A 24490-nucleotide genomic window follows, 5' to 3' on the forward strand; every position below is an offset into this window, starting at 1 on the left:
CGCCCCCGCCCCCGTTCCTGCGCGAAGTGAGCTGATGCGCGTGTCCCGTGTCCACGACCCCTTCCTGCGCGGCCAGTTGGCGATCGCCGCGCTGTTCCTGTCCCTCGGCTTCCAGTACGCCACCTGGGCCGCGCGGATCCCGGCGATCAAGTCCGACCTGGACCTGAGCGCCGCCGAGGTGGGGGTGCTCCTGATGGCCGCGGGGGTCGGCGCGGCGGTGTCGTTCCCCGTGGTGGCGTGGCTGATGCGGCGCATGGGCTCGCGGCGGCTCGGCCTGCTCTCCCAGCTCGGCCTCGCCCTGCTGCTGCTCGGCCTGGCGGCGGCCCCCAACTACCCGGTGGCCCTGCTGGTGATGTGCGCCGACGGCGTCCTCGTCGGCTGCCTCAACGTGGCCATGAACGCGCAGGGTGCCGCCCTGGAGACACGGCACGAACGCAACACCATGGCGAAGCTGCACGCGACCTTCTCCGCCGGCTCGCTGCTCGCCGCGCTGCTGGCCTCGGGCATGACCGCCGCCACCGACGCGGTCGCCGCGCACTTCGGCGTGGCCGTCGTCCTCCTCGTCGCCCTGGGCGCGTCCGCGCGGACGGGCCTCCTCGACGACGAGGCACCGGCCGACGAGGCGGGCGGGGCGGCCCGTGCGGACGCGGCCGCCACCGCCGACGGGAAACCGGCCGGCCGCCGCTGGACCGTCCCCTCCAGTCTGACCCTGTGGATGTGCTGCGCCATGGTCTTCGGCACGGTCGCCGAGGGCGCCATGAACGACTGGTCCGCCCTCTACCTCGAGGACGTCGCCGAGGCGTCGGCGGAACTCGCGCCCCTGGGCATCGCCGTGGTGTCCGGGATGATGGTCGTCGCCCGCCTCTTCGCCGACGGCTGGCGGGCCCGCTGGGGCGACGGCCGGGTCGTCCTCCTGGGCAGCGCGGTCGCCGCCGCCGGCCTCGCCCTCGCCCTGGTCAGCGGCGGCGTCGCACCGGCCCTCGCGGGCTTCGCCTGCATGGGCCTGGGCATCGCCGCCGTGACCCCCTGCGTCTACGCCGCCGCGGCCCGACAGGGCTCGGACGCGCTCACCCTGGTCGCCGCCATGGGCACCACCGGACTGCTGGCCGGGCCGCCGCTCATCGGCTTCATCGCCGGTGCGAGCAGCCTGGCCTGGGGCATGGGCGCCGTCGCCGCGTCCGCGGGCGCCGTCGCCCTGTGCAGCACCCGCATCCGCTGGACACCGGCACCGGCCGTGCCGGACGAGGCCGCCACCCCCGCCTGACCCCGCCCGTGAACACCCCGGGCCGCGCGTGCGTATGTCCTCACAACCGCCCGCGGCCCGGGGAAGGCGGACGCGGGGACGACGTGAGGATCAGGCGATGAACGAACGGGTCACACCGGCGCCGGCGATGCACGCCCTGCCCGACGGGGAGGCCGAGGTCGCCCTCGTGCTGCGCCTGCCCTGGGAGGACGTGGCCCGGCTCGGCCAGGAGGCCGGGCGGCTGGCCGCGCAGATGCAGCGCCCGGTGACGCTGGACGAGGCGGTGAGCCACCGGCTGCGCTCCGCGCGGGCCGCGGCCACGCACGCCAGGCCGGCCGGCGAACAGCCGCCCGCGGTGGCCGCGTCGGCGGCCGGAACGGCACCCGCCTCGGTGTCGTCGCTGCCCGCGCGGCCCCCGGCCGAGCAGGCACGGCAGGCCATCGACCGGATCAACGGGACCGCGTAGCAGGCGCCGCACTCAGCGGCGCTCCTCCTCCACCGCCCGCGAGGCCCTGCGGGCGGCCACCAGCACGGGGTCCCACACGGGGGAGAAGGGCGGCGCGTACCCCAGGTCGAGGGCCGTCATCCGGTCCACCGTCATCCCGGCCGTGAGGGCCACCGCGGCGATGTCGACCCGCTTGCCGGCGCCCTCGCGGCCGACGATCTGGACGCCGAGCAGCCGGCCGGTGCGCCGCTCGGCGAGCATCTTCACCGTCATGGGGGAGGAGTCCGGGTAGTAGCCCGCGCGGCTGGTCGACTCGATCGTGGCCGTCACGAACCGCAGCCCCGCCCGCAGGGCGTCCTTCTCGCGCAGCCCGGTGCGCGCGATCTCCAGGTCGCACACCTTGCTGACCGCCGTACCGACCACGCCGGGGAAGGTGGCGTAACCACCGCCCACGTTGGTGCCGATGACCTGACCGTGCTTGTTGGCGTGCGTGCCCAGCGGGATGTGCCGCGACTGCCCGGAGACCAGGTCGAGCACCTCCACGCAGTCGCCGCCCGCCCAGATGTTCTCGTGCCCCCGCACCCGCATGCCGAGGTCGGTCAGCAGCCCGCCGTGCGCGCCGAGCGGCAGCCCGGCGGCCTCGGCCAGCGCGGTCTCGGGGCGTACGCCGATGCCGAGCACGACCACGTCCGCCGGGTACTCGGCGTCCTCGGTGGCAACCGCCCGGACCCGGCCGTCGTCCCCGGTGAGCACCTCGGTGACCTCGGCGCCGTTCACCATGGTGATGCCGAGGCCCTCCATGGCCTCGTGCACCATGCGGCCCATGTCCGGGTCCAGCGTCGACATCGGCTCCCGGCCGCGGTTGACGACCGTCACCTCGTAACCGCGGTTGATGAGCGCCTCGGCCATCTCCACGCCGATGTACCCGGCGCCGACGACCACCGCGCGACGGCCGCGCGTGCGGGTGAGCGCGCCGAGCAGCGCCTGACCGTCGTCCAGGGTCTGCACCCCGTGCACGCCGGGCGCGTCGACGCCCGGCAGCTCCGGCCGGATCGGCCGCGCCCCGGTGCCGATCACGAGCTTGTCGTACGGCGTCCAGGACTCCGCCCCCGAATCGACGTCACGCGCGCGTACCCGCCCGCCGGCCACGTCGATCTCCGTGACCTCCGTGCGCATCCGCAGGTCGATGTCCCGGGCCCGGTGCTCCTCGGGCGTGCGGGCGATCAGCTGGTCCCGGTCGGCCACGTCGCCGCCGACCCAGTACGGGATGCCGCACGCCGAGTACGAGCTGAAGTGGCCGCGCTCGAACGCCACGATCTCCAGTTCGTCCGGGCCCCTCAGCCGACGGGCCTGCGACGCCGCGGACATCCCCGCGGCGTCACCGCCGATCACGACCAGTCGCTCTCTCGTACCGCCCGCGGCGCTCATGCTCATGCGAACACGCTACGCGGACCCGGCTTTTCAGTCCCGCGCGCCTGGCTCCGCCCCGCGCGCCGCCGGTGCCGCCGAAGCCGCGGTCGCCGTGCGGCGCGGCAGCCTGGGCCGCACCACCCGCAGCCACACCAGCACGAGCAGCAGCGCCACGACGGCGAACGGCAGCACCGCGCCGAGGGCCACCGCCAGCCAGCGCAGCATCGTCACGAAGGCGTCCCAGCCGGCGGCCAGCGCGTCCGTGAACCCGGGGTCGTCGTCCTCGGCGGCCTCGTCGGCCGGCGTCTCGGACAGGGAGAGGGTGATGGTGGCCAGGCCGGTGCGGTCCTTCAGGGACGCCTGCTGGGCGAGCAGCGCCTCCAGTTCGGTCTGCCGGGAACTCAGCTCGCCCTCCAGCGTCACCACGTCGCTCAGCTTCGTCGCCCGGTCCATCAGCTCCCGCACCCGGGCCACGCTGGCCCGCTGCGACTTGATCCGGCTCTCCACGTCGACGACCTGGTCGGTGACGTCCTCCGCCTTCGCGCCCCGGTGCAGCAGCTTCCCGGCGCCCTCCAGGCCGTCGAGGACGTCCTGGTACGCGTCGACGGGCACGCGCAGTTCCAGCCGGGTGCGTTCCCGGCCGTCCTCGTCCCGGCTGGTGTCCTCGTCCCCCACGTAGCCGCCCGCGTTCTCGACGGTGGTGCGGGCCCCGTCCAGGGCCTTCGGCACGTCCTCGACCTGGACGGTCAGCGAGGCGGTGCGGATGACGTGGGTCGCGGCGGCCTTCGGCGGCGCGGTCGCCCTGGCACCGGAGGCGTCGCCGCCCGCCGCGCCCGGCCGGTCGTCGGCCGCCGGGGGAGCGGCCTCCTTGGCCGCGCCGGCCGCGCTGTCCGCACCGGAGTCACCGCCCCCGGAGCTGCATCCGGTCAGCGCGAGAGCCCCGGCCAGCAGGACGGCGGCCAGCGCCGGAAGCGGTCGTGGGAAGGATGATGTGCGCACAGGGGCCCCCGGGATCGTCGGTACGACTGTCGTTCCTACGACGCGGCAAGCGGCCCGCAGGCCGACGCGGAACGGTCCCGAACAGGTCACGGTCCGGACTCGCGGGGCCCGGACACGTGACCGGCCTGATGGCGGCCCCGCCGGCGGGGTCTGAGACGCTGGGGACATGTGCGCAAGCGAGACCCCCGCGGGGCGGGTTCTGGGGGACCCGGGACATGTCGTCGTCGTCGGAGCCGGCATCGCCGGACTGGCCGCCGCCCACCGCCTGCTGGAGCGGGGCGCCCGGGTGACCGTGCTGGAGGCCGCCGGCCGGGTCGGCGGCAAGCTGCTGCCCGGTGAGATCGCCGGCGTCCGCGTCGACCTCGGCGCCGAGTCGATGCTGGCCCGCCGTCCCGAGGCCGTCGGCCTGGCCCGCGCGGCCGGTCTCGCCGACCGCCTCCAGCCGCCGGCCACCGCGTCGGCCTCCCTGTGGACCCGCGGTGCGCTGCGCCCCATGCCCAAGGGCCACGTCATGGGCGTCCCCGGCACCGCCGCCGCCCTGGCCGGCGTCCTCTCCGACGAGGGTCTGGCCCGCATCGAGCGCGACGCCGACCTGCCGCGCACCGAGGTGGGCGACGACGTCGCGGTGGGCGAGTACGTCGCCGCGCGCCTCGGCCGCGAGGTCGTCGACCGCCTCGTCGAACCGCTGCTCGGCGGCGTCTACGCGGGCGACGCCTACCGCATCTCGCTGCGCTCCGCCGTGCCCCAGCTCTTCGAGGCGGCCCGCGACCACACCTCCCTCACCGAGGCGGTGCGCGCCCTCCAGGGACGGACGGCCACCTCCCCGGCCGGCGGCCCGGTGTTCATGGGCCTCGAGGGCGGCATCGGCACCCTGCCCCTCGCCGTCGCCGAGTCGGTCCGCGCGCGCGGCGGCGAGATCGTCACCGGGGCACCCGTGACGGAGCTGCGCCGCACGGCCCCGGACGGCTGGCGGATCACCGCCGGCGAGCGGGTGCTGCACGCCGGCGCGGTCGTCGTCGCCCTCCCCGCCCGCCCCGCCGCCGAACTGCTGCGCGCCGAGGCGCCCGCGGCCGCCGCCGAGCTGTCCGCGGTGGAGTACGCCTCGATGGCCCTGATCACCCTCGCCTACCGCCGCTCCGACGCCGCCGCCCTGCCCGAGGGCAGCGGCTTCCTGGTCCCGCCGGTCGACGGGCACACCATCAAGGCGTCCACCTTCGCCTCCCGCAAGTGGGGCTGGATCGCCGACGACGACCCGGACCTGGTCGTCCTGCGCACCTCCGTCGGGCGGTACGGCGAGACGGAGATCCTCGGCCGCGACGACGCGGGCCTGGTCGCCGCCTCCCGGCACGACCTCGGCGAGGCCACCGGGCTGACCGCCGAGCCCGTCGCCACCCGGGTCACCCGCTGGCAGGACGGCCTGCCCCAGTACCCCGTGGGCCACCACGCGCGCGTGGCCCGTGTCCGCGGGCACGTCGCGAAGCTCCCGGGCCTCGCGGTGTGCGGGGCGGCCTACGACGGCGTCGGCATCCCGGCGAGCATCGCGAGCGCGTACGCGGCGGTGGACCGGATCCACGGGGACCCGCGCGGCGTGGACGGGCCGACCGCCCACCCGGTGCGGAGTCCGCACGGCGGAGCGGGAGAATAGGGGCATGAGTGACGACGCCTCCACCGCTGCCGCCGGCCGGATCCCCAACAAGGGCAAGCTGGCCAAGGACCTCAACGAGGTCATCCGCTACACCCTCTGGTCCGTCTTCAGGCTCAAGGACACGCTCCCCGAGGACCGCGCCGGGTACGCCGACGAGGTCCAGGAGCTGTTCGACCAGCTCGCCGCCAAGGACGTGACGGTCCGCGGCACGTACGACCTGTCCGGCCTGCGCGCCGACGCCGACCTCATGATCTGGTGGCACGCGGAGACCGCCGACCAGCTCCAGGAGGCGTACAACCTCTTCCGCCGCACGAAGCTGGGCCGCGCGCTGGAGCCGGTCTGGTCGAACATGGCGCTGCACCGCCCCGCCGAGTTCAACCGCGCGCACATCCCGGCCTTCCTGGCCGACGAGACGCCCCGCGACTACATCAGCGTCTACCCGTTCGTACGCTCCTACGACTGGTACCTGCTGCCCGACGAGGACCGCCGCCGCATGCTCGCCGACCACGGCAAGATGGCCCGCGGCTACCCGGACGTGCGCGCCAACACGGTCGCCTCCTTCTCGCTCGGCGACTACGAGTGGATCCTCGCCTTCGAGGCCGACGAACTGCACCGCATCGTCGACCTCATGCGCCACCTGCGCGCCTCCGAGGCCCGCATGCACGTCCGCGAGGAGGTCCCGTTCTACACGGGGCGCCGCAAGGACATCGCGGAGCTGGTGGCCGGGCTGGCCTGATCAGGGCGCCGGGCTCGGCTCCGGTTCCGGGCGCGGGGCACACGACGTGTTCCGCGCCGGGAGCCGGTCCTGAAGCAGGTACGCCTCCAGGTGGCCGTTGACGCAGGCGTTCGGTCCCCCGGCGATGCCGTGCGTGCCCGCGTCCCGCTCGGTCACCAGGACCGAGCCCGACAGCCGCCGCCGCAGTTCCAGCGCGCCCTCGTAGGGGGTGGCCGCGTCCCGCTCGGCGGCCAGGATCAGCGTCGGCGGCAGCTCACCGGGCACGGTGCGCACGTCGAGGGGCCGCTGCCGGGGCACCCGCCAGTAGGCGCACGGCAGGTTGGTCCACACGTTGTCCCAGGTCTCGAAGGGCGCCCGGCGCGCCAGCCGCGTGTTGTCCCGGTCCCAGACCTCGAAGTCGGCCGGCCAGGCCGCGTCGTTGCACTCGACGGCCGTGTACACGGCGTTGGCGTTCTCCGCCCCCTTCGCGCCCTTCGCGGTCCGCGTCCCCGCCTGGTCGACCAGCGGCTGCGGATCGCCCTTCAGGTACGCCGACAGCGCCTCGGCGCGGTGCGGCCAGAAGTCGTCGTAGTACCCGGCCCGCAGGAACGCCCCCTGCAACTGGGCGGGACCCACCGTCCCGCCGGCCGGCTCCGCCGCGAGCCGCTCGCTCGCCTCCTCGTAGCTGTTCTGCACCTGCCTCGGGGTGTCCCCGAGGCCGTACACGGCGTCGTGCGCGGCGATCCACTCCTTGAAGTCGTCCCAGCGGTCCTCGAACGCCTCCGACTGCTCGAGGTTGTTGCGGTACCAGACCAGCGCGGGGTCCGGATTCACCACCGAGTCGAACACCATCCGCCGCACCCGGGCCGGGAACAGCTCGGCGTACAGCGCCCCGAGGTAGGTGCCGTACGACGCGCCCATGAAGGACAGCCGCTCCTCGCCCAGCGCGGCCCGCACCACCTCCAGGTCACGGGCGTTGTTGAGCGAGTGGTAGTGCCGCAGTGACTTGCCGGCGCGTTCGGCGCAGCCCCGCGCGTACGCCTCGGCCTCGGCGGCGCGCCCCTGCTTGTACGCGTCCGAGGGCTGTGTCGGGGCCGGGCGCGGGCCCTTGAAGAAGTCGCCGGGGTCCTGGCAGGACAGCGGCGCGGAGGGCGCGACCCCGCGCGGCGCGTATCCCACGAGGTCGTAGGCGCCCGCGATCCGCTTCCACTCGGGCACCAGACCGACCAGCGGGAAGTGCAGGCCCGAGCCGCCGGGACCCCCCGGGTTGTAGAGGAGGGCGCCCCGCCCGGGCACCTTGCGCTTGGGGTTCCGGGGGTCCTTGTGGGTGGCCCGCACCCGGCTGACGGTGAGCCGGAGCTGCTTCCCGTCGGGGTGCGCGTAGTCCAGGGGCACCTCGACCGTGCCGCAGCGCATGCTGCCCGGCAGGTCCTCCGCCTTCGGGCAGTCGCCGAACGCGATGCCGGCCGCCGCGGCCCGCTCGGCGGCCACGGCGGTGCCGCGTGGGCCGGAGGGGTGGTGGCGAGGGTGGTCAGCAGCAAGGACCCGGCGGCCGAGTAGAGGGCGGCAGCTCGCATCGCGTATCCCTTCGGTGGCACGGGGGTGTCACAAGGGATGTTTGGTCCGCCCGCCGGGCAGGGCAAGCACCGCCCGCGGGTGTCGGCGCCGAGTGCCTCCGTACGCCCCCGGCGCGTCGGCGTGCCGGCGGCGGCCGGTCAGAACCGGCTCCCGCGGAACCCCTCGGTGTGCGCCTCGCGGTGGGCGAAGGCCGCGCGCAGGTCCGGCTCGCCGATCGCGTGCACGCCGCGCACGGCGACGGAGGTGAGGTAGGTGCGCTCGTCGGCGGTTCCGTCGGCGTGCTGGACGAGGGTGCCGATCAGCCGCTGCCCGGCCGGGGAGGCCCAGCGGGAGTACGGGTGGATCTCCATCCGCGTGATGGCGAGGCATCCCAGGGTCAGGGCGAGCGGCAGGGCGAACCACAGGGCGATCAGCGTGCGCGGCTCGTGCGCGGGCAGGGGCAGCGCCAGTGCGGCGACGGCCAGCGCGCACACGGCCACCGCCGCGACCCGTACCCGCCGCACTCCGGCCGCGATTCCGTCGGAGCCGCCGTCGGGTACGGCGAGACCGGCGCCGACCAGCCGGTCGGCCAGGCCCCGTACCGGGTCGGCCGTGGCGGCGGTGGCCCGGACCGGGGCTATCCGGGACTGCCCCTCGGGCCCTATCGCCCCGATGACCGACCGCTCCATGTCGTCGCGTCCGCACGGGTCCACGACCGTCGCCCAGCCGGTGTGCGCGAGCAGCAGCCGGCGCTGGCGGGCCATCGAGACCAGCGTCAGGTCGGCCACCCGCCGTGGTCCGCCGGACAGGAACGCCGCCTCGTACAGCGTCAGCGCGTGCTCCCGCGCGGGGGTGCGCGGGGCGACGGCCGCCGCGCGCACGGCGGCCAGACACAGCCGCAGGCACGCGAGGCCGGCGACGGCCCAGGCCGACAGGAGGAAAAGGACCCAGAACATGCCGTACTTCTATGCCAAAGGCTTTCGCCGGCGCCATGGCCTGTTCACATTTCGGGACGCAGTGTTGTGGGTATGTGACGTTCCGTTTGGTGATGTCCCGGACCGGCGCGACCGGGTCAGCGGCGCAGCAGGACCCGCCTGGTCGCACGCGCCCACCGCACCCCAGGACGCCTCGACCGCGGCACCGGCCCCGAGCGCTCCAGCCACCACTCGTGCAACTCCCGCCGCACTCCGGCGTCCTCCGCGGCGGGCCCCGCGTCCGCGCTCAGCAGCCGCTCGGCGAAGTCGAGGGCGTCCCGCCGGTAGCCCGCGCCCATCGGGCGCCCCCGTGCGTAGGCGAGGAACGCCGGCCGGTACGCCGGGCCGAGGATCACCGGCAGTTCGGGCGCCACCTTCGCGACCACGTCCGCCCGCTTCGCGGCGAGCGCCCGCGCCTGTACGCCCAGCCGCACCCGGTCGAATCCCTCGGGCGCCGGCGCCCCCGCGACCAGCGCGGACAGCAGCGCGGCCTGCGCCAGACCGAGCCGCTGCCGTACGGCGTGGTCCGCCGCGTTCGCCCCGGGCGAGGCCGCTCGTGCCGCGGGCGCCTCCCGGTCGGCGGGCCCCCCGCTCTCCGCCCGGCCCCGCGCGACGGCGTCGCGGATCGCCTCCACCTCCGCCTCCAGCTCGCCCGCGCCGGGGAAGTTCTCGTCCCGTTCCAGCAGGACGCCCGGCGGTGCCACCCGGGAGGCGAGGTCGGTGAGGATGTCGAGCACCGGCCGCGGGACGGGGTGGGCGTGGCTGTCGTGCCAGACGCCGTCCCGTTCGAAGCCGCCCGCGACGTGGACGTAGGCGATGGCCTCCAGGGGCAGTTCGCCGAGCGCCTCGGCCGGGTCCGCCCCGATGTTCACGTGGTTGGTGTGCAGGTTCGCCACGTCGATCAGCAGCCGCACCCCGGTCCGGTCGGCCAGCTCGTACAGGAACTGCCCCTCCGTCAGCTCCTCGTCCGGCCAGGCGACGAGCGCGGCGATGTTCTCCACGGCGAGCGGCACGGGCAGCGCGTCCTGCGCGACGCGCACGTTCTCGCACAGCACGTCGAGCGCGTCCCGGGTGCGCGGCACGGGCAGCAGGTGCCCGGCCTCCAGGTGCGGGGAGGCGGTCAGCGCGCCGCCCGCGCGGACGAACGCGATGTGCTCGGTGACCAGCGGCGATCCGAGCGCCTCCGCGCGGTCGGCCAGCGCCGCCAGCCGGCCCGCGTCCGGCCGTTCGGCGCCGCCGAGACCGAGCGAGACGCCGTGCGGCACGACCGTCACCCCGCGCTCGCGCAGCCGCAGCAGCGATTCCGGCAGATGCCCGGGACAGAGGTTCTCGGACACGGCCTCGACCCAGTCGATGCCGGGCATCCGCTCCACGGCTTCCGCGATCTCCGGACGCCACCCGATGCCGGTTCCCAGTCGTCGCATGGTCGTACCTCCTCCCGGTCGTGATGACCGGGGTATGGCCCGCCCGGCCCGCCGCCAACCGCGCGGGGGGCGTCTTCAGAGCAAGATCTGAGGTTCGCGGCGGCCCCGGACGCTCAGCGCAGGTCGAGCCGCATCAGGACGCGCGGGTGCCCGGCCAGCACGGAGGTGGTGTCGGCGGCGTGGACGAACCCGGCACGCTCGAAGTTCCGCCGGAGCCCGGCGTACGCCATCGTCAGGTCGACCCGGGCGTCCCCGTTGTCCAGCGGGTACGCCTCGATCGCCGGAGCACCCTGGGAGCGGGCGAATTCGACGGCCCCGGCGATCAGGGCGTGCGAGATGCCCCGCTTCCGGTGACCGGGCCGCACGCGGACGCACCACAACGACCAGACCGGCAGGTCGTCCACGTGCGGGATCTTGCGGTTGCGGGCGAAGGAGGTGTCCGCGCGCGGCGCCACGGCGGCCCAGCCGACCGGCTCGTCCCCGTCGTGGGCGAGCACCCCGGGAGGCGGGGCCGAACGGCACAGCTCGGCGACGTACGCGCCGCGGGCCGGGCCGCGCAGCTCCTTGTTGACCTTGGAGGGGACGCGGTAGCTCAGGCACCAGCAGACGTCGGCTCCGGGCGACTTGGGGCCGAGCACCGCGCGCACGTCCTCGAAGACCGCGGCCGGGCGCACCTCGATGCTCATGCCACCACGATGTCACGCGGCACGGGACGACGCCTCCGGCGCCCGCCCGGTGCCCAGGAACTCCTCCAGGAGCGGCACGAGCAGGGCCGTGCGCCGCATCAGCGTCATGTGGGTGGTGTCGGGGAGGACGGCGAGGCGGGCGTCGGGGATCAGCTCCCGCATCTCGGCGGCGTGCTCCACGCGCACGAAGTCGCGGTCCCCGACGACCACCAGCGTGGGCGCCGTCAGCCCGCGCAGGTCGTCGGCGCTCCAGGGCAGCGGGCCGTGGGCGGCCTGGGAGCACTTGTCGATGAAGTCCTGGAAGTGCTCGGGGTGCGGAGCGGCGGCCGCGTAGGCGTCGGCCATCTCCTTGAAGTCGGCCTCGCTGGGCAGCAGCGGTGAGTCGTAGTCGGGGGTGCGGACCTCGTCGCGGTAGCCGTCCTGGGTGTACTGCGTGGCGGCGAGCACGAGCCGTCCCACTCGGTCGGGATGCCTGACGGCGACCTCCAGCGCGGTCAGCCCGCCCAGGCTGAACCCGAGCAGGTCGGCCTGCTCGATGCCGAGCGCGTCGAGCAGGCCGACCACGTCACCCGCCAGGCCGGGCACGGTGATGGCGCGGTCGATGTCGGCGGTGTGCCCGTGCCCCTGCAGCTCGGGGGCCACGATGTGGCGGCCGGGGGCGAGGAGGGGCAGCAGGGCGCCGAAGCTCAGTCCGACGGTGAGGACACCGCCGTGCAGCAGGACCAGCGGACGCCCGCTGCCGTCCCGGCCGGAGCCGTGGATCTCGTAGTACATCTCCAGGCCGCCGAGGTCGGCGTGGGCGGAACTGTTCGGCACGGTGATCACGTCCGTTTCTGGGTGGTACGCCTGCTGGGTAGACCGTCCCGCCCGGCGGAACTCATCGCACGTGCACCGCCGCGGCCGCCGTTCAGCGGGCGTCAACCGTTTGCGTATGCGGGTGGCCCACGCTGGCCGTGGACGGGTCCGGCGCCGGTCGGGGGACGGGGGAACATTTTGCTGCGGATCCACTTCACCGGGCGGGACCTGGAGAACATCAGACTGGCCCGCGGCCCCGATCCGCTGTGGGAGATCGTGTGCAGCGTCTGCCGCCTCCAGACACGGGAGGGCGCGCTCGCCTTCGACCCCTGGCGGCGGCACGTCAGGGCCCGGCTGCAGCGCGACGGCACAGCCCGCCGGGCCGCGCTGGTGCTGCGTGGCCTGGTGCCGTTCGGAGCGTACTTCCCGGACTTCCTCACCCCGTCCGTGGAGGGTCAGCACGTGACCCTGCGGGACGGCGTCGAACGGGTGCTCGCCACCCCGCGCGGCCGCCTCCGGCACGAGCTGGCCCTGCTGGCCGCGTCGGGCGCGCGGCCGTTCCCGGGCGCGGCGGCGCTGGCCCGGGGCGACGCAACGGCGCTCGGGAGGCTGGGCGGCGGCCTGCGCGCCTACGACGAGGCGTTGCTCGAACCCGTGCGCGACCGGATCGGGGCGGCCGTCGGCGCCGACCTCGCCTGGCGCACCCGCGCCCTGGTGACCGGCGGGACGGCCGCCCTGCTGGCCACCTTCCGGCCGATGGCGGTGTGGCGGCCACCGGTGCTCGAAGTGGACTATCCGGTCCGGCGCGACCTGCACCTGGAGGGGCGTGGGCTGCTGCTCGTGCCCTCGTACTTCTGCTGGCGGCGGCCGATCACCCTGGTCGACGCGGACCAGAGCCCCGTGCTGGTCTACCCGGCGGACAAGACGGTCGTCCCGGCGCCGGTCACCGGGTTCGCCGCACTCACCGCCCTGGTGGGCCCCACCCGGGCCGCACTGCTCCACGAGGCGGCCGGACGCGCGTGCGGGACGACGTCCGAGCTGGCGGCGGCGGTCGGCATCTCGCTGCCCAGCGGCAGCCAGCAGCTGGCGGTGCTGCGGGAGGCGGGCCTGCTCACGACGCGCCGGGCCGGCAAGTACGTCCTGCACTCGGTGACCGCGCTGGGCCTGCGGCTGCTCGGCGACGATTTGGCTGGGCCCGAACAGTGGTGCGCGAACGGCACCCGCGCCAGGAAGCTGCCGGTGCAGGAAACCGCAACGGAGGGAATCCCATGAAGCTCTTCCACCGCGCACTCGCCGGCGGCGCCGCGTCCGTCGCCCTCACGGCCGGACTGCTGGGCGCCGGCACGGCGGCGTCCGCGGCACCTGCCGCGGACTCCCAGTACGGATGCCCGGTCGGGGCCGTGTGCATCTACCCGCAGGGCGTTCACTACACGGACGCCGAGCCGACCGACTTCTACTACTCACGAGGGGTCCACAAGCTCTACAACCAGTACGGGAACCACTGGGTCTACAACAACCAGACCGACGGCTGGACCGTGCGGACCTGCACGGGCGGCAACGGCACGGGCTGCGGAACGGTCCTCCGGCCCGACCACCTCCGCTACGTGAACCTCACGCCCGTCAACTCGATCAAGATCGAGTCGTAGCACGAGGCAGCGCCGGGTGGTCCGCGACCACCGTGCACGAGCCCGGCGCGATCTCCGTGAACCCGGCGTCGCGGACCACCGGCAGGCCACTCCTGGTCAGGTCGCTCCAGCGGGCGGGATCCGGTGTGCGCACGGCCAGCGGGTAGCCCGCCGCACGCCACGCCGCCCGCGCCCCGGCGTCCAGCTCCCACCAGGCGAGCTGGGCGCCGTGGCCCGCCTGGGCCATGGCCTTGCCCGCCGACATGTCCAGGTCCGGGTTCATCCAGAGCACCGGTGCCGAGAGGCCGGCCTCGACCGGCGGCTCCGGATCGTCGAGGTCGGTGCCGGAGACCTGGAGACGGGCCAGGTCCTTGGGCCAGCCGTCCAGCGGGACCGGGGGAAAGACCCGCACCTCCGCCGACCCGCCGGCAACCGTGATGCCGGGCAGCGCCTCGGCCCGCCGCCACTCGGCGCCGCGCGCCCGGCGCACCACCTTGCGGATGCGGGCGTCCTGCCAGTCCCGCACCGCCTGCGCCCACTCGCCGTCGCCGGCCGACCGCTCGTCGCCGAGCATCACCAGCACCGCCCGGGCCGCGGTCTCCAGCGCGTCGGTACGGGCCGGCGGTGCCGCCCGCTCGATGCGCACCACCAGCGGCAGGACGAACTGCGGCGCGAGGTCGCGGTCGCCGGGCTCGGGACGGAAGGGGCTGTCGGGGACGGGCGTCGTCGCTTCGTTGCTCACGCCCCCAGTCTGCCAACCCGCGCGCTCGCGGCAGTATGGCCCCATGCGACACGAGCTGAGGCTGGACGGCGTGGGGCGCCGCTACGGCATCCGCGGCCCCTGGGTGCTGCGCGGCGTCGATCTGGGCGTGGAGCCCGGCACCCTCGTGCGCGTCGAGGGCGGCAACGGCAGCGGCAAGTCGACCCTGCTGCGCGTACTCGCCGGGATCGACGCCCCCGACGAGGGCCGGGTCGGCGGCAGGCCGCGCACCGCCTACGTCCCCGAGCGCTTCCCGCCCACCCTGCCCTTCACCGCCGGGCAGTACCTCACCCACCTCGGCGCCGTGCACGGGCTGTCCCGCCGGGCGGCCGCCCGCGCCGCGGGCCGGTGGCTGGAGCGGCTGGGGGCCGCCGGACACGCCGGCACCCCGCTGGCCCGGTTGTCCAAGGGGAGCAGCCAGAAGGTGGCGGTGGCGCAGGCCCTGCTCGCCGAGCCCGAGCTGCTCGTCCTCGACGAGGCATGGACCGGGCTCGACGCCGACGCCCGGGCGGAGCTGGAACGGGCGGTCGCCGAACTGACCGCCTCCGGCGGCGCCGTCGTCCTCGTCGACCACGACCCGCGCCGCCTGGCCGGCGCGGCCGACGCCACCTACACCGTGCGCGACGGCACCCTGCGCCGCCGTACCGCGAACGCCCCGGTGCCGGCGGGTCCGCCGGTGGCCGTCCGGGTGCGGGGAGCCGCCGGCCGCGCGCTGCCCGCCGACGTGCTCCGGATCGTCGCCTCCGCCGAGGAGACCGCCCCCGGTGCCCATCTGCTCACCGTGCCCGCGTCCCACTCCGACGTCCTGCTGCGCACGCTGCTGACCGCCGATCCCTCCTGGCACGTGGTGGGCGTGCACGCCCCGGAGGACCACCGATGACCGCGATCCTGCGCTACCAGGCCGCACTCCTGCTGCGCTCCCGGCGCTGGCTCCCGCCCCTCATCCTGTACGCCGCCGCCCTGGCCGTCGGCGTGCAGGGCGGGCAGCCGGTGCTCGACTCGCTGGGCTGGTCGGCGGCCGTGCTGCTGCCGGTGGCGGCCTGGCTGGTGCGGATCTGCGTCACCGGCGAACCGCCCGCCGCCCGGGCCTGTCTGGCGGCGGCGCGCGGTCCCGGACGGGCCCATCTCGCGTGCGTGCTGGTGGCGCTGGCCGCCGCGGTCGTCCTGGGCGCGGCGGCGGCGCTCGTGGTGACGCTGGTCAGCGACCCCTACAGCACCGGCCACGGCACGCGCGTACCCCCGCTCGCGGCGGGCGGTGCCGGACTGCTCGCCGCGCTGGTGTGCGCCCTGCTCGGTACCGCCGTCGGCGCGCTCACCACCTGGCCGGTGCTGCGCTCACCCGGCCGCGCGGTCCCGGCGCTGCTGCTGGGGGCCCTGCTGGCGCTGGTGGCCACGGGCTCCCCGGCGCGGGCCGCGGTCGGCGGCCTGGTCACCGGCTCGCGGTCGGGGGACGTACCGCTGCCCCTGCTCCCACTGGCCGCGGCGTCGCTGGCGGCCGCCGCGGCGATCACCGTCGCCTGCGCGCTCAGCTCGCGCCGGTCAGCCTGAGCAGGCCGTGCGCTGCGCCTCCTGCCACTCGCAGACCGGGCAGTACGTGATGCCCTTGTACGACTCCGGGTACTCCGTCGGTTCCCGGCACAGCACGCACTCCGCGTAGGGCGGGCCGTCGGCCTTGGGCGGCCGGGTGGCGTCGATGAGGCAGTAGTCGTTCGGACCCTGTTCGTCCGGACCCTGGTCGTCGTCGCTGTTCATCTCTCCAGCGTAGGCCCGTCAGGCGCGGCCGTTCGCGGCGCCGATCAGCTCCGAGACCTTCACGAAGCGGTAGCCCCTCTCGCGCAGTTCGGGCACGATCGTCCGGACCGCCCGCTCGGTCACCGGGGCGGCGCTGCGCGTGCAGTGCATGACGACCACCGAGCCAGGCCGCACCCCGTCCAGCACCTGCCGGGCCACCGGGTCGGCGTCGGTCGCGAAGGCGTCCCCGCTCACCACGTCCCACTGCACGGCGGTGACACCGGCGGCGGTCAGCTCCCTGCGGGCCGCCTCGTCGTAGCAGCCTCCGGGAAAGCGGAAGTAGGGCATCGCGTCCCGGACCCCGGCCTTCCGGAACGACGTGTAGGCCCGCTCCAGGTCCGAGCGCATCCGGTCCCGGGACACGGTCGGCAGCCCGTAGCAGTCGTCCGTGTAGGCGTAGTGGCTGTAGGAGTGGTTCGCGACCTCGAACCGCGGGTCCCGGCCGATGGACCGGGCCGCCGCCGGGTACTCCTCGGCCCACCGGCCGGTCATGAACACCGTGGCCGGCACCTTCAGCCGCCGCAGCGTCGCGATCAGCCCGGGATTGTCGAAGCGCTCACCCGACGCCGCCCGGGGCCCCTGGTCGGCGGTCATGTCGGCGTCGAAGGTGAGCGCGACCGTCTTGCCGGCGGTGCGCGGGCCGTGTTCGAAGACGGGGGTCAGACCGGCCGGGCCGGGCGCGAGCGTCGGCGGCCGGGAGGGTTTCGACGGGGCGGCGGAGGGCGCGCTGGGCGCCGGTCGGGGCGCCCGCGGGGACTCGGAGGTCCCGCAGGCGGCGAGGGCGGCGCCCAGCACGCAGAGGGCGGTGGCACGACGTACGAAGGTGATCACCGTACGAACGTATGAGTGTGTTCTTCGGTTCGTACGACTATGGGGCGCGGCGTGCCCCGAGGGTCACTCTCCCGGGCCTACCCGCGCCAGGGACCCGTGACCGCGAAGGTGGTGCCGGGTGTGTAGCAGTTGACGTACATCGTGTCGCCGTCGGGGGAGAAGGTGACCCCCGCGAACTCGCCCCACTCCGGCGTCTCGGGCGTCCCGATGTTCTGGGCGCCCCGGGCCATCGCGTACACCTCGCCGCGCCGGGTCACCCCGAACACGTGCTGGGCGCCCCCGCCGTCCTCGCAGACCATCAGGCCGCCGCTGGGAGCGAGGCAGATGTTGTCCGGGGACTCGCCCGGCAGCTGCAGGTCGGTGTCCGGACCGAAGACGATCACCAGGGTCAGGCGGCGCCGTTCGGGGTCGTAGCGCCAGATCTGCCCGTAGTGGTCGGCGGCCGAGCCCTCGTCGCTGTGGGCGAAGGACGACACGAAGTACACGCACCGCCCGCCCCAGTAGCAGCCCTCCAGCTTCTGCGCGTGGGTGATGCCGCCCCGGCCGAAGTCCTGGAAGCGGATGGGCGTCTCGGCGGCCAGCGGGTCGGGTACGTCCACCCACTCGATGCCGTCGAAGGCGGCGCCCGTCTCCTGGATCGAGGACAGGTCGGGCACGCCGGGCACCCGCATCGCCTGGAGCCTGCCGCCCGCCCGCAGTGAACCCCGGCCGCCGAGCGGCTTCTCGGGCAGGAACCGGTAGAACAGTCCGAACGGCCGCTCGAACGCGTCCTCCGTCTCGTACACGACGCCGCGCCGCGGGTCCACGGCGATCGCCTCGTGCTGGAAGCGGCCCATCGCGGTCAGCGGGACCGCGCCGGTGCGGTGCGGGTCGACCGGGTCGACCTCGAAGATGAAGCCGTGGTCCTTGGTGTACCCGTTGGTGCCGGCCTTGTCCTCGGTCTCCTCGCAGGTCAGCCAGGTGTGCCAGGGGGTGGGCCCGCCCGCGCAGTTGACGGCCGTACCGGCGATCGCGACCCGCTCGGACAGCACGCGGTTGCGGGAGTCCAGCGTCAGCGCCGTACAGCCGCCCTTGCCCTCGGGGTCGTAGGTCAGGCCCTTGACCGTCGGAACCGGGACGCGGCCGTCCTCGCGGTTCTCGTGGTTGCGGACCAGGTGGACCCCGCCGTGCCGGGCCGGGAAGGCCGACATGCCGTCGTGGTTGGAGGGCACCGGGCCCTCACCGGAGCGCAACCGGTCGCCCTCGCGGGACAGCACCCGGTAGCGGAAGCCCCTGGGCAGGTCGAGCAGGCCGTCGGGGTCGGGCACCAGGGGGCCGTAGCCGGTGTGGCCCATGGACTGGGCCGCGGCGGTGCCGGCGAAGAGTTCGGAGAGGGCTCCGGTGAAGGCGATGCCTGCGCCCAGGGCTCCCGTGCGGGCGAGTACCTGTCGTCGGGTCGCCTCGTGGCTGGACATGGTCATGGGGGAAACCTTCCTGCTGGCGGACAGGATTGTGACCCCGCCGTGTCTATCACCTGCCAGGAGTCCCGGGAACCACGCGCGTAGCACGTGTCACTGCTCTACGGGGTGCTCCTGGGCCTTCTCCAGGAACCGCAGCAGCTCCACAGGGAAGGGCAGTACGAGGGTCGAGTTCTTCTCGGCGGCCACCGCCACCACCGTCTGCAGCAGGCGCAGTTGCAGTGCCGCGGGTGTCTCGGACATCTCCCGCGCCGCCTCCGCGAGCACCTTCGAGGCCTGCAGCTCGGCGTCGGCGTTGATGACCCGGGCCCGGCGCTCCCGGTCGGCCTCGGCCTGCCGGGCCATCGAGCGCTTCATGGTGTCGGGCAGGGACACGTCCTTGATCTCCACCCGGTCGACCTGCACGCCCCATCCCACGGCCGGGCTGTCGATCATCAGCTCCAGGCCCTGGTTCAGCTTCTCCCGGTTGGACAGCAGGTCGTCCAGCTCGCTCTTGCCGATGATCGAGCGCAGCGAGGTCTGGGCCATCTGGGAGACGGCGAAGCGGTAGTCCTCGACACGGACCAGCGCGTTGGCCGCGTCGATCACCTTGAAGTACACGACCGCGTCCACCCGCACCGTGACATTGTCGCGGGTGATGCCCTCCTGGGCGGGCACCGGCAGGGTCACGATCTGCATGTTCACCTTGTGCAGCCGGTCCACGACCGGCACCACCATCGTGAACCCGGGCCCGCGCACCTCGCCCGCGAGCCGCCCGAGGCGGAAGACCACGCCCCGCTCGTACTGCTTGACGACCCGCGCGGCCGAGACGACGTACACCACCCCGGCGCTTCCCACGGCCGCGGCCGCGGTCAGGAGCTCCTCGAGCATGACGGCCTCCTCGCCCAGAGGTCCGGTTCATCTACTCCTGCCACGATATTCCCGACGCCCGGTCCGGGGCCATGGCCCCGGACCGGGGTGGGCCGCTACACCGAGACCGCCTTCGGCGGTTCCGTGACCGTCACCGGGTCCGTGCCGGCGGTGCTGTGCCGTTCGGCCCAGTTCTCCAGAGCCGTGCGGCAGGCGTGGTCCAGGTGGTGCAGGCCGGACAGGTCCAGCTCGACCGGGCGGTCCTGCGGCAGCGACTCCAGGCTCTCCAGGATCTTCGGCAGCCGCAGGAAGGTCGCGTTGCCGGACAGGTGGGCCTGGACGGGGCCCGCGCCCTTGTCGACGATCTCCAGCTTGAGGTGCGACGCCTCCCAGGCGGTCTTGACCACGGACAGGGCCAGACCGATCAGCACGCCCTCGAACATGTTCACCGCGACGATCGACACGGCCGTGACCACCAGGATCAGGGCCTCGCCCCGGTGCTCCCGCCACAGCGGCACGATGCCGCGGAACGGGATCAGCTTCCAGCCCGCGTGGACCAGGATGCCGGCCAGCGCGGGCAGCGGGATCAGGGCCAGCGCGGAGGGCAGCAGCGCGGCGAACAGCAGCAGCCACACGCCGTGCAGCACCCGGGACGCCTTGGTCTTCGCACCGGCGCTCACGTTGGCGGAGCTGCGCACGATGACCGCGGTCATCGGCAGCGCGCCGAGCACACCGCACACCGTGTTGCCGGCGCCCTGTGCCATCAGCTCCTTGTTGTACTCGGTGCGCGGCCCCTTGTGCAGCCGGTCCACCGCGGCGGCGCTGAACAGGCTCTCCGCCGACGCGATCAGGGTGAAGGCGACGATGGTGCCGAGCAGCCCGATGTTCGCCAGCTCGCCGAAGGCGTCGGCGCCGGGCGGCTGGATGGAGTCCAGCAGGCCGTTGACCTCGACCGTCGCGACCGACAGGCCGAACACCGCCGTGATCGACGTGGCCAGGACGACCGCGGCCAGCGCGCCCGGCAGGGTCTGCGCCCGCTTCGGCAGCCGCTTCCACAGCACCATGACCGCGACGGTGCCGGCGCCCAGGGCGAGCGAGGTGAGCGCCTCGGTGCTGCCCAGCGCGTCGGCGGCGGCGCCGGGCAGCCCGGTGAGCTTGTCCAGGCCGGAGGCGGGCGCCTCCAGTCCGGCGGCCGCGTAGAGCTGGCCGGCGATGAGCACCAGGCCGATGCCGGCCAGCATCCCCTCGACCACCGACAGGGAGATCGCCCGGAACCAGCGCCCCAGCTTCAGGGCGCCCATCGCGAGCTGGAGGAGACCGGAGGCCAGCACGATCACACCGAGCGCGGGCAGGCCGTACTGGTCGACCGCGCCGAAGACCAGCACGGTGAGGCCGGCGGCCGGGCCGGACACCTGGAGGCTGCTGCCCGGCAGGAGTCCGGTGACCAGGCCGCCCACGATGCCGGTGACGAGGCCGAGTTCGGCCGGGACACCGGAGGCGACGGCCACGCCCACGCACAGCGGGAGCGCGACCAGGAACACGACGAGGGAGGAGGTGAAGTCCTGCCGCCAATGAGGGAACTTGGCTATCCGGTTCATGCCGGCGCTCACAGGGTCTCGAACGTGTCGGTGTCCGCGCTGTGCCGGCGTACGGCCCCGGTGTGGACCTCGTAGTACCAGCCGTGCAGCCGCAGCCGGCCCTCCGTCAGGCGCTGCTCCACGCAGGGGTAGGAGCGCAGCCGCTCCAGTTGCGCCAGGACGTGGTTCTGCACGGCCTCGGCGACGGTCGGGTCGGCGGGGTCGCAGGGCTTCGGCTCGTCGGCGGCGTACGCCAGCCAGTCGCGCACGGCGGGTACGGCGCTCAGGTCGTCGCCGCGCACCAGCGCGCCGACGGCGCCGCAGTGCGAGTGGCCGCAGACCACGATGTCGCCGACGCCGAGCACCGTCACGGCGTACTCGATGGTGGCGGCCTCGCCGGAGGGGTGGCCGGTGCCGTGCGAGGGGACGATGTTGCCCGCGGTGCGCAGCTCGAAGAGCCGGCCGGGCCGGGCGCCCGTGATCAGGGCCGGGACGACCCGGGAGTCGGAGCAGGTGATGAACAGTACTTCGGGCGACTGGCCTTCGGCGTGCCCGGCGAACTCCTCAGGGCGCTGTCCGAAGGCACGGGCGTTGTCGATGAGGGGCTGCATGATGCGGGTTTCCTCCTGGCGCGCAGTGGGGGCGCGTCGGATGGGCAGGACAGAGGTGGGGGACGGTCCGGCCGTCCCTCAGCAGCGGTGGACCTGAAGTGCCGCCGGGGAGTGGTCCGTCGAGGGTCTGGACCGGTGGTCGGCGTGCCGCACCGACGCGGTCCCCCCGGTCCACGCGAGCGGGCGCTCGGGTGGACCGGGCGGTGGCGCGGTGGTGGTGCGGTGCCGGTCGCGGACGCGAGTGGTGTCGTGGGCGTTCGCGGAGCGGCCGCTGTCGTGACAGCCGGCCCGCTCGTCGTGGGGCGCCGTGCCGGAGAGGGTTGTTCCGGGATGGGCGTTGGCCATGGCATCACGGCTCGTATGCGCGAATGCGAAGGAAGCCGCCGGAGCGAACAGCAGGAGCACGACCAGGACGGCGGCGGGGAACGGAACGCGCGTCCGCGCCGTCGTGCCTCGGAACATGCGCCCCCCTCCAGGCATTTCACGCCTTCGATGTGTGCCGGTGCATGGTCGGTGCACGGTCATCGCTTGGTCAACGCATGGTCAATGCGTGGTCAAGAAACACGTTAACCCTGCAATGAGCTTTGCAGGGTTAACGTAGCGTTACGAGCTGAAGAGAGCCTGAAAATCGCGGGTCGGTTGGCGCGAAGCGGCCGTTCTCAGGGCGTGTCGGGGCCGTCGACCAGGCGCGCGGCGTCCCGGGCCAGCGCGGTGAGCCGGGAGATCGCCCGGAAGTACTTCTTGCGGTAGCCGCCCTTCAGCATGTCCTCGCCGAAGAGCTGGTCGAAGGGCAGCCCGGACGCGAGGACGGGCACCTCGCGGTCGTAGAGGCGGTCGGCGAGCACCACGAGGCGCAGCGCCGTCGACTGGTCCGGGACCGGGCGCACGCCGGTGAGGCAGACCGCCGCGAGGCCGTCGGTCAGGGCGCCGTAGCGGCTGGGGTGGACGCGGGCGAGGTGGTCGAGGAGCGCGCCGAAGTCGTCGAGCGAGGCGCCCGCGGTGTTCCGCGCCGCTCGGGTGACCTGTTCGTCGGAGTGCGGTGCCGGGGCCTCGGGCAGGCCGCGGTGGCGGTAGTCCTCGCCGTCGATGCGCAGGGTGCGGAAGTGGGCGGACAGGCCCTGGATCTCGCGCAGGAAGTCCACCGCCGCGAAGCGGCCCTCGCCGAGCTTGCCGGGCAGCGTGTTGGAGGTGGCGGCGAGCGCCACGCCGGCCTCGACGAGCCGGGCGAGCAGGCTGGAGACGAGGACGGTGTCGCCGGGGTCGTCCAGCTCGAATTCGTCGATGCACAGGAGGCGGTGCCCGGAGAGGGTCCGCACGGTCTGCTGGAAGCCGAGGGCGCCGACGAGGTTGGTCAGCTCGACGAAGGTGCCGAAGGCCTTGCGGGAGGGGTCGGCGGGGGTGGCGTGCCACAGGGAGGCCAGCAGGTGGGTCTTGCCGACCCCGTAGCCGCCGTCGAGGTAGACGCCGCGGGGACCGGCCGGGGCCTTCGGCGCCCTGCTCCGCGCGAACCCGAAGAACCCGCGCCGCCCGGCACCCGCGCCGGACGCCTCGCCCAGCCCGCCCGCGAACTCCTCCAGGACCCGTACGGCCTCGTGCTGGCTGGGCTGGTTCGGGTCCGGCACATAGGTCCCGAACCGGACCGAGTCGAACCGCGGCGGCGGCACCATCTCGGCGACCAGGTGGTCGGCGGGCACATGCGGCTCACGAGCACACAGGGACAACGGATCGGCCCCGGCTATCGGGGTGGACCCGGGGCCGGCGGCGGAGGAGGAGGGCGACACGGTGGTCCATGGTAGGCCCTGCGGGCCCCGGACCCCGGCCGAGCGGCCGGCGCCCCCGGTGCCGGTGGTGGCGCGGGGGCTGGTGCCGGCTTGGGGCCGGATCCTCGGGCGCGGGCCTGTCCGCGGTGTGGGCCCAGCGCGGCCGAACGCGGGTGATCCCGGCTCCGTCGGCTCCGTCGGCTCGGTCGGGCTCCGTCGGCCCCGCCCCAGCCGCCGACGGCTGCGGGGCCGATGCGGGTACCCGGCCGGGGCCCTGGACGCGGGGCCGGCCCGCGGCGTGTGGAGGCCGGCGGCGCGTGGGCCCTCGCGGCGATGCGGCGGACCTCGGCGCCACGGGGCCCCACCGGCGGATCCGGGGCCGGTCCGGGTTCCCGGGGCGTGGAAGACTGCACCGCATGCGACGTCTGTTCCCTGTGATCGATCAGACAGCCGGCCCCGGGGCGGGCCCGGACCCCGACGGGGGTGATCGGGAATGGAGCCTGGCCGAGCTGGCGGAGGCCTACGCCTATCCCGTGCCGGACGGGCGGCGTGCGGCGTGGCTGCGGGCCAACATGGTGTCCACCCTCGACGGCGCCGCCCAGCACGAGGGCCGGTCCCAGCCCATCTCCAGCGCGGCCGACATGCGCGTCTTCGGCACCCTGCGCGCGCTCGCCGACGTGGTGGTCGCCGGCGCCGAGACCGTACGGCAGGAGGGGTACCGGCCCGCACGCGCGCGTGCCGAGTTCGCCGAGGCGCGGCGGGCGGCCGGGCAGACGCCCGTGCCCGCGGTCGCGGTGGTCAGCGCGAGTCTGGAGCTGGACCTCACCCTGCCGCTGTTCACCGCCCCGCTGGTGCCCACCCTGATCCTGACCGGGGCCGCCGCGCCCCCGGACCGGATCACGGCCGCCGAGAAGGCGGGCGCCCGGGTCGTGATCGCCGGGGACGGTGCCGGTGTGGATCCGGTCCGGGCCGTCGGCGCGCTGGCCGCGCTCGGACACACCCGGCTGCTGACCGAGGGCGGCCCGCGGCTGCTGGGCCAGTTCGTCGCGGCCGGTGTGCTGGACGAGCTGTGCCTGACCGTGTCCCCGATGCTCACCGCCGGGGGCGCCCAGCGGATCGCGGGCGGGCCCCCCGTCGAGGTGCCGCGGCGGTTCGCTCTGGCGTCCCTCCTGGAGGAGGAAGGTTTCCTCTTCAGCCGCTACCGGCGGGACTAGGTGTACTGCCCAGGGACGTTGGTCAACCTGGTGACGGGCGGTTTGCCGTCGGTTGCGGTGTGGGGGCGGTGGTGATTGTAGTGATGGAGCCAGGCCGGCAGGGCTTTGCGGCGGGCTGATTC

General features: G+C 74.6%; 25 protein-coding genes and 1 pseudogene. 9 read left to right on the forward strand and 17 right to left on the reverse strand.

The genetic code is table 11. The annotated features are described in order from the left end of the window. The first annotated feature begins 34 nt into the window (after positions 1 to 34). Positions 35 to 1264 carry an MFS transporter gene (locus DMH12_RS23495; protein WP_185832492.1) on the forward strand — a complete coding sequence of 410 codons (1230 nt, stop codon included), beginning with the start codon at positions 35 to 37 and terminating at the stop codon, positions 1262 to 1264. 97 nt (positions 1265 to 1361) lie between these two features. Next, the gene (locus DMH12_RS39155) at positions 1362 to 1709 is read left to right on the forward strand and encodes a hypothetical protein (protein ID WP_163016060.1); all 348 of its coding nucleotides are present in this window, start codon (positions 1362 to 1364) and stop codon (positions 1707 to 1709) included. Positions 1710 to 1721: 12 nt separating this feature from the next. Here DMH12_RS39155 and DMH12_RS23505 read toward each other — a convergent pair whose 3' ends face one another. Together DMH12_RS23505 and DMH12_RS23510 are read right to left on the reverse strand one after the other, a co-directional pair. Next, the gene (locus tag DMH12_RS23505; RefSeq protein WP_125493461.1) at positions 1722 to 3122 is read right to left on the reverse strand and encodes an FAD-dependent oxidoreductase; all 1401 of its coding nucleotides are present in this window, start codon (positions 3120 to 3122) and stop codon (positions 1722 to 1724) included. A gap of 27 nt (positions 3123 to 3149) precedes the next feature. Continuing rightward, positions 3150 to 4097 (reverse strand): DUF4349 domain-containing protein, encoded by a 948-nt coding sequence (locus DMH12_RS23510; protein ID WP_260474320.1) that lies wholly within the window; start codon positions 4095 to 4097, stop codon positions 3150 to 3152. A gap of 166 nt (positions 4098 to 4263) precedes the next feature. Between DMH12_RS23510 and hemG the strand changes: the two genes are divergently transcribed. Both hemG and hemQ read left to right on the forward strand, forming a co-directional pair. After that, positions 4264 to 5742, forward strand: a complete 1479-nt coding sequence (hemG, locus tag DMH12_RS23515) for a protoporphyrinogen oxidase (protein WP_125493463.1) — start codon at positions 4264 to 4266, stop codon at positions 5740 to 5742. 4 nt (positions 5743 to 5746) lie between these two features. Beyond that, a complete protein-coding gene (hemQ, locus tag DMH12_RS23520; RefSeq protein WP_125493464.1) occupies positions 5747 to 6478 on the forward strand; it encodes a hydrogen peroxide-dependent heme synthase in 732 nt (243 codons plus the stop codon). Here hemQ and DMH12_RS23525 read toward each other — a convergent pair. The 5 genes and pseudogenes from DMH12_RS23525 to DMH12_RS23545 form a co-directional block, all read right to left on the reverse strand. Continuing rightward, a pseudogene (locus DMH12_RS23525) lies at positions 6479 to 8034 on the reverse strand (alpha/beta hydrolase). Between the two features lie 138 nt (positions 8035 to 8172). Continuing rightward, positions 8173 to 8970 carry a TIGR04222 domain-containing membrane protein gene (locus tag DMH12_RS23530; RefSeq protein WP_125493465.1) on the reverse strand — a complete coding sequence of 266 codons (798 nt, stop codon included), beginning with the start codon at positions 8968 to 8970 and terminating at the stop codon, positions 8173 to 8175. A gap of 116 nt (positions 8971 to 9086) precedes the next feature. Beyond that, complete coding sequence (locus DMH12_RS23535; RefSeq protein ID WP_125493466.1) at positions 9087 to 10412, reverse strand: DUF692 domain-containing protein; 1326 nt, start codon at positions 10410 to 10412, stop codon at positions 9087 to 9089. 113 nt (positions 10413 to 10525) lie between these two features. Further along, a complete protein-coding gene (locus DMH12_RS23540) occupies positions 10526 to 11098 on the reverse strand; it encodes a GNAT family N-acetyltransferase (RefSeq protein WP_125493467.1) in 573 nt (190 codons plus the stop codon). Between the two features lie 12 nt (positions 11099 to 11110). Next, a complete protein-coding gene (locus DMH12_RS23545) occupies positions 11111 to 11914 on the reverse strand; it encodes an alpha/beta fold hydrolase (protein WP_260474321.1) in 804 nt (267 codons plus the stop codon). A gap of 177 nt (positions 11915 to 12091) precedes the next feature. On the opposite strand from DMH12_RS23545, the gene DMH12_RS23550 reads away from it, so the two are divergent. Both DMH12_RS23550 and DMH12_RS23555 read left to right on the forward strand, forming a co-directional pair. Next, positions 12092 to 13165, forward strand: a complete 1074-nt coding sequence (locus DMH12_RS23550) for a helix-turn-helix transcriptional regulator (RefSeq protein ID WP_125493468.1) — start codon at positions 12092 to 12094, stop codon at positions 13163 to 13165. Then, entirely contained in the window at positions 13162 to 13539 is a 378-nt protein-coding gene (locus DMH12_RS23555) for a hypothetical protein (protein ID WP_125493469.1), read from the forward strand. Before DMH12_RS23550 ends, DMH12_RS23555 begins: the two co-directional genes overlap by 4 nt. On the opposite strand, the gene DMH12_RS23560 is transcribed toward DMH12_RS23555, so the two are convergent. Further along, positions 13523 to 14260 carry a peptidyl-tRNA hydrolase gene (locus DMH12_RS23560; RefSeq protein ID WP_125493470.1) on the reverse strand — a complete coding sequence of 246 codons (738 nt, stop codon included), beginning with the start codon at positions 14258 to 14260 and terminating at the stop codon, positions 13523 to 13525. The two genes, DMH12_RS23555 and DMH12_RS23560, sit on opposite strands and share 17 nt — an antisense overlap. A gap of 43 nt (positions 14261 to 14303) precedes the next feature. Here DMH12_RS23560 and DMH12_RS23565 point away from each other — a divergent pair, with 43 nt between their 5' ends. Both DMH12_RS23565 and DMH12_RS23570 read left to right on the forward strand, forming a co-directional pair. Continuing rightward, entirely contained in the window at positions 14304 to 15158 is an 855-nt protein-coding gene (locus DMH12_RS23565; protein ID WP_125493471.1) for an ABC transporter ATP-binding protein, read from the forward strand. Further along, on the forward strand, positions 15155 to 15826 hold the full coding sequence (locus DMH12_RS23570) for an ABC transporter (RefSeq protein ID WP_125493472.1): 672 nt from the start codon (positions 15155 to 15157) through the stop codon (positions 15824 to 15826). Before DMH12_RS23565 ends, DMH12_RS23570 begins: the two co-directional genes overlap by 4 nt. Here the strand turns inward: DMH12_RS23570 and DMH12_RS23575 are convergent. The 8 genes from DMH12_RS23575 to zapE all read right to left on the reverse strand — a co-directional run bounded on the left by DMH12_RS23575 (position 15818) and on the right by zapE (position 23175). Beyond that, positions 15818 to 16030, reverse strand: a complete 213-nt coding sequence (locus DMH12_RS23575; protein WP_125493473.1) for a hypothetical protein — start codon at positions 16028 to 16030, stop codon at positions 15818 to 15820. The genes DMH12_RS23570 and DMH12_RS23575 overlap by 9 nt on opposite strands. Positions 16031 to 16048: 18 nt before the next feature. Beyond that, positions 16049 to 16900, reverse strand: coding sequence for a polysaccharide deacetylase family protein (locus DMH12_RS23580; protein ID WP_125493474.1), 852 nt, complete (start codon positions 16898 to 16900; stop codon positions 16049 to 16051). A gap of 77 nt (positions 16901 to 16977) precedes the next feature. Beyond that, positions 16978 to 18360 carry a PhoX family protein gene (locus tag DMH12_RS23585; RefSeq protein ID WP_125493475.1) on the reverse strand — a complete coding sequence of 461 codons (1383 nt, stop codon included), beginning with the start codon at positions 18358 to 18360 and terminating at the stop codon, positions 16978 to 16980. Positions 18361 to 18450: 90 nt separating this feature from the next. Then, positions 18451 to 19227, reverse strand: a complete 777-nt coding sequence (locus tag DMH12_RS23590) for a slipin family protein (protein ID WP_125493476.1) — start codon at positions 19225 to 19227, stop codon at positions 18451 to 18453. A 95-nt stretch (positions 19228 to 19322) separates the two neighbouring features. After that, complete coding sequence (locus DMH12_RS23595) at positions 19323 to 20804, reverse strand: SulP family inorganic anion transporter (protein ID WP_125493477.1); 1482 nt, start codon at positions 20802 to 20804, stop codon at positions 19323 to 19325. Between the two features lie 8 nt (positions 20805 to 20812). After that, on the reverse strand, positions 20813 to 21394 hold the full coding sequence (locus DMH12_RS23600) for a carbonic anhydrase (protein ID WP_125493478.1): 582 nt from the start codon (positions 21392 to 21394) through the stop codon (positions 20813 to 20815). A gap of 78 nt (positions 21395 to 21472) precedes the next feature. Further along, positions 21473 to 21856, reverse strand: coding sequence for a hypothetical protein (locus tag DMH12_RS23605; RefSeq protein ID WP_125493479.1), 384 nt, complete (start codon positions 21854 to 21856; stop codon positions 21473 to 21475). A gap of 197 nt (positions 21857 to 22053) precedes the next feature. Next, positions 22054 to 23175, reverse strand: a complete 1122-nt coding sequence (zapE, locus tag DMH12_RS23610) for a cell division protein ZapE (RefSeq protein ID WP_185832493.1) — start codon at positions 23173 to 23175, stop codon at positions 22054 to 22056. 395 nt (positions 23176 to 23570) lie between these two features. Here zapE and DMH12_RS23615 point away from each other — a divergent pair, with 395 nt between their 5' ends. Continuing rightward, positions 23571 to 24368: a pyrimidine reductase family protein gene (locus DMH12_RS23615; protein ID WP_125493480.1), complete on the forward strand. Its 798-nt coding sequence runs from the start codon at positions 23571 to 23573 to the stop codon at positions 24366 to 24368. Here DMH12_RS23615 and DMH12_RS23620 read toward each other — a convergent pair. Beyond that, positions 24365 to 24490: integrase core domain-containing protein (locus DMH12_RS23620; protein WP_148107541.1), on the reverse strand; the 126-nt coding region annotated here is incomplete at its 5' end. The genes DMH12_RS23615 and DMH12_RS23620 overlap by 4 nt on opposite strands.

Source organism: Streptomyces sp. WAC 04229 (assembly GCF_003947455.1).
GTDB lineage: Bacteria > Actinomycetota > Actinomycetes > Streptomycetales > Streptomycetaceae > Streptomyces.

Bases quoted from the DNA above. Each gene is read 5' to 3' on its own strand.
- DMH12_RS23495 (WP_185832492.1), top strand. From the start codon at position 35: ATGCGCGTGTCCCGTGTCCACGACCCCTTCCTGCGCGGCCAGTTGGCG.
- DMH12_RS39155 (WP_163016060.1), top strand. From the start codon at position 1,362: ATGAACGAACGGGTCACACCGGCGCCGGCGATGCACGCCCTGCCCGAC.
- DMH12_RS23505 (WP_125493461.1), bottom strand. From the start codon at position 3,122: ATGAGCATGAGCGCCGCGGGCGGTACGAGAGAGCGACTGGTCGTGATC.
- hemG (WP_125493463.1), top strand. From the start codon at position 4,264: ATGTGCGCAAGCGAGACCCCCGCGGGGCGGGTTCTGGGGGACCCGGGA.
- hemQ (WP_125493464.1), top strand. From the start codon at position 5,747: ATGAGTGACGACGCCTCCACCGCTGCCGCCGGCCGGATCCCCAACAAG.
- DMH12_RS23530 (WP_125493465.1), bottom strand. From the start codon at position 8,970: ATGTTCTGGGTCCTTTTCCTCCTGTCGGCCTGGGCCGTCGCCGGCCTC.
- DMH12_RS23535 (WP_125493466.1), bottom strand. From the start codon at position 10,412: ATGCGACGACTGGGAACCGGCATCGGGTGGCGTCCGGAGATCGCGGAA.
- DMH12_RS23540 (WP_125493467.1), bottom strand. From the start codon at position 11,098: ATGAGCATCGAGGTGCGCCCGGCCGCGGTCTTCGAGGACGTGCGCGCG.
- DMH12_RS23555 (WP_125493469.1), top strand. From the start codon at position 13,162: ATGAAGCTCTTCCACCGCGCACTCGCCGGCGGCGCCGCGTCCGTCGCC.
- DMH12_RS23565 (WP_125493471.1), top strand. From the start codon at position 14,304: ATGCGACACGAGCTGAGGCTGGACGGCGTGGGGCGCCGCTACGGCATC.
- DMH12_RS23570 (WP_125493472.1), top strand. From the start codon at position 15,155: ATGACCGCGATCCTGCGCTACCAGGCCGCACTCCTGCTGCGCTCCCGG.
- DMH12_RS23575 (WP_125493473.1), bottom strand. From the start codon at position 16,030: ATGAACAGCGACGACGACCAGGGTCCGGACGAACAGGGTCCGAACGAC.
- DMH12_RS23585 (WP_125493475.1), bottom strand. From the start codon at position 18,360: ATGACCATGTCCAGCCACGAGGCGACCCGACGACAGGTACTCGCCCGC.
- DMH12_RS23590 (WP_125493476.1), bottom strand. From the start codon at position 19,227: ATGCTCGAGGAGCTCCTGACCGCGGCCGCGGCCGTGGGAAGCGCCGGG.
- DMH12_RS23595 (WP_125493477.1), bottom strand. From the start codon at position 20,804: ATGAACCGGATAGCCAAGTTCCCTCATTGGCGGCAGGACTTCACCTCC.
- DMH12_RS23600 (WP_125493478.1), bottom strand. From the start codon at position 21,394: ATGCAGCCCCTCATCGACAACGCCCGTGCCTTCGGACAGCGCCCTGAG.
- DMH12_RS23605 (WP_125493479.1), bottom strand. From the start codon at position 21,856: ATGTTCCGAGGCACGACGGCGCGGACGCGCGTTCCGTTCCCCGCCGCC.
- DMH12_RS23615 (WP_125493480.1), top strand. From the start codon at position 23,571: ATGCGACGTCTGTTCCCTGTGATCGATCAGACAGCCGGCCCCGGGGCG.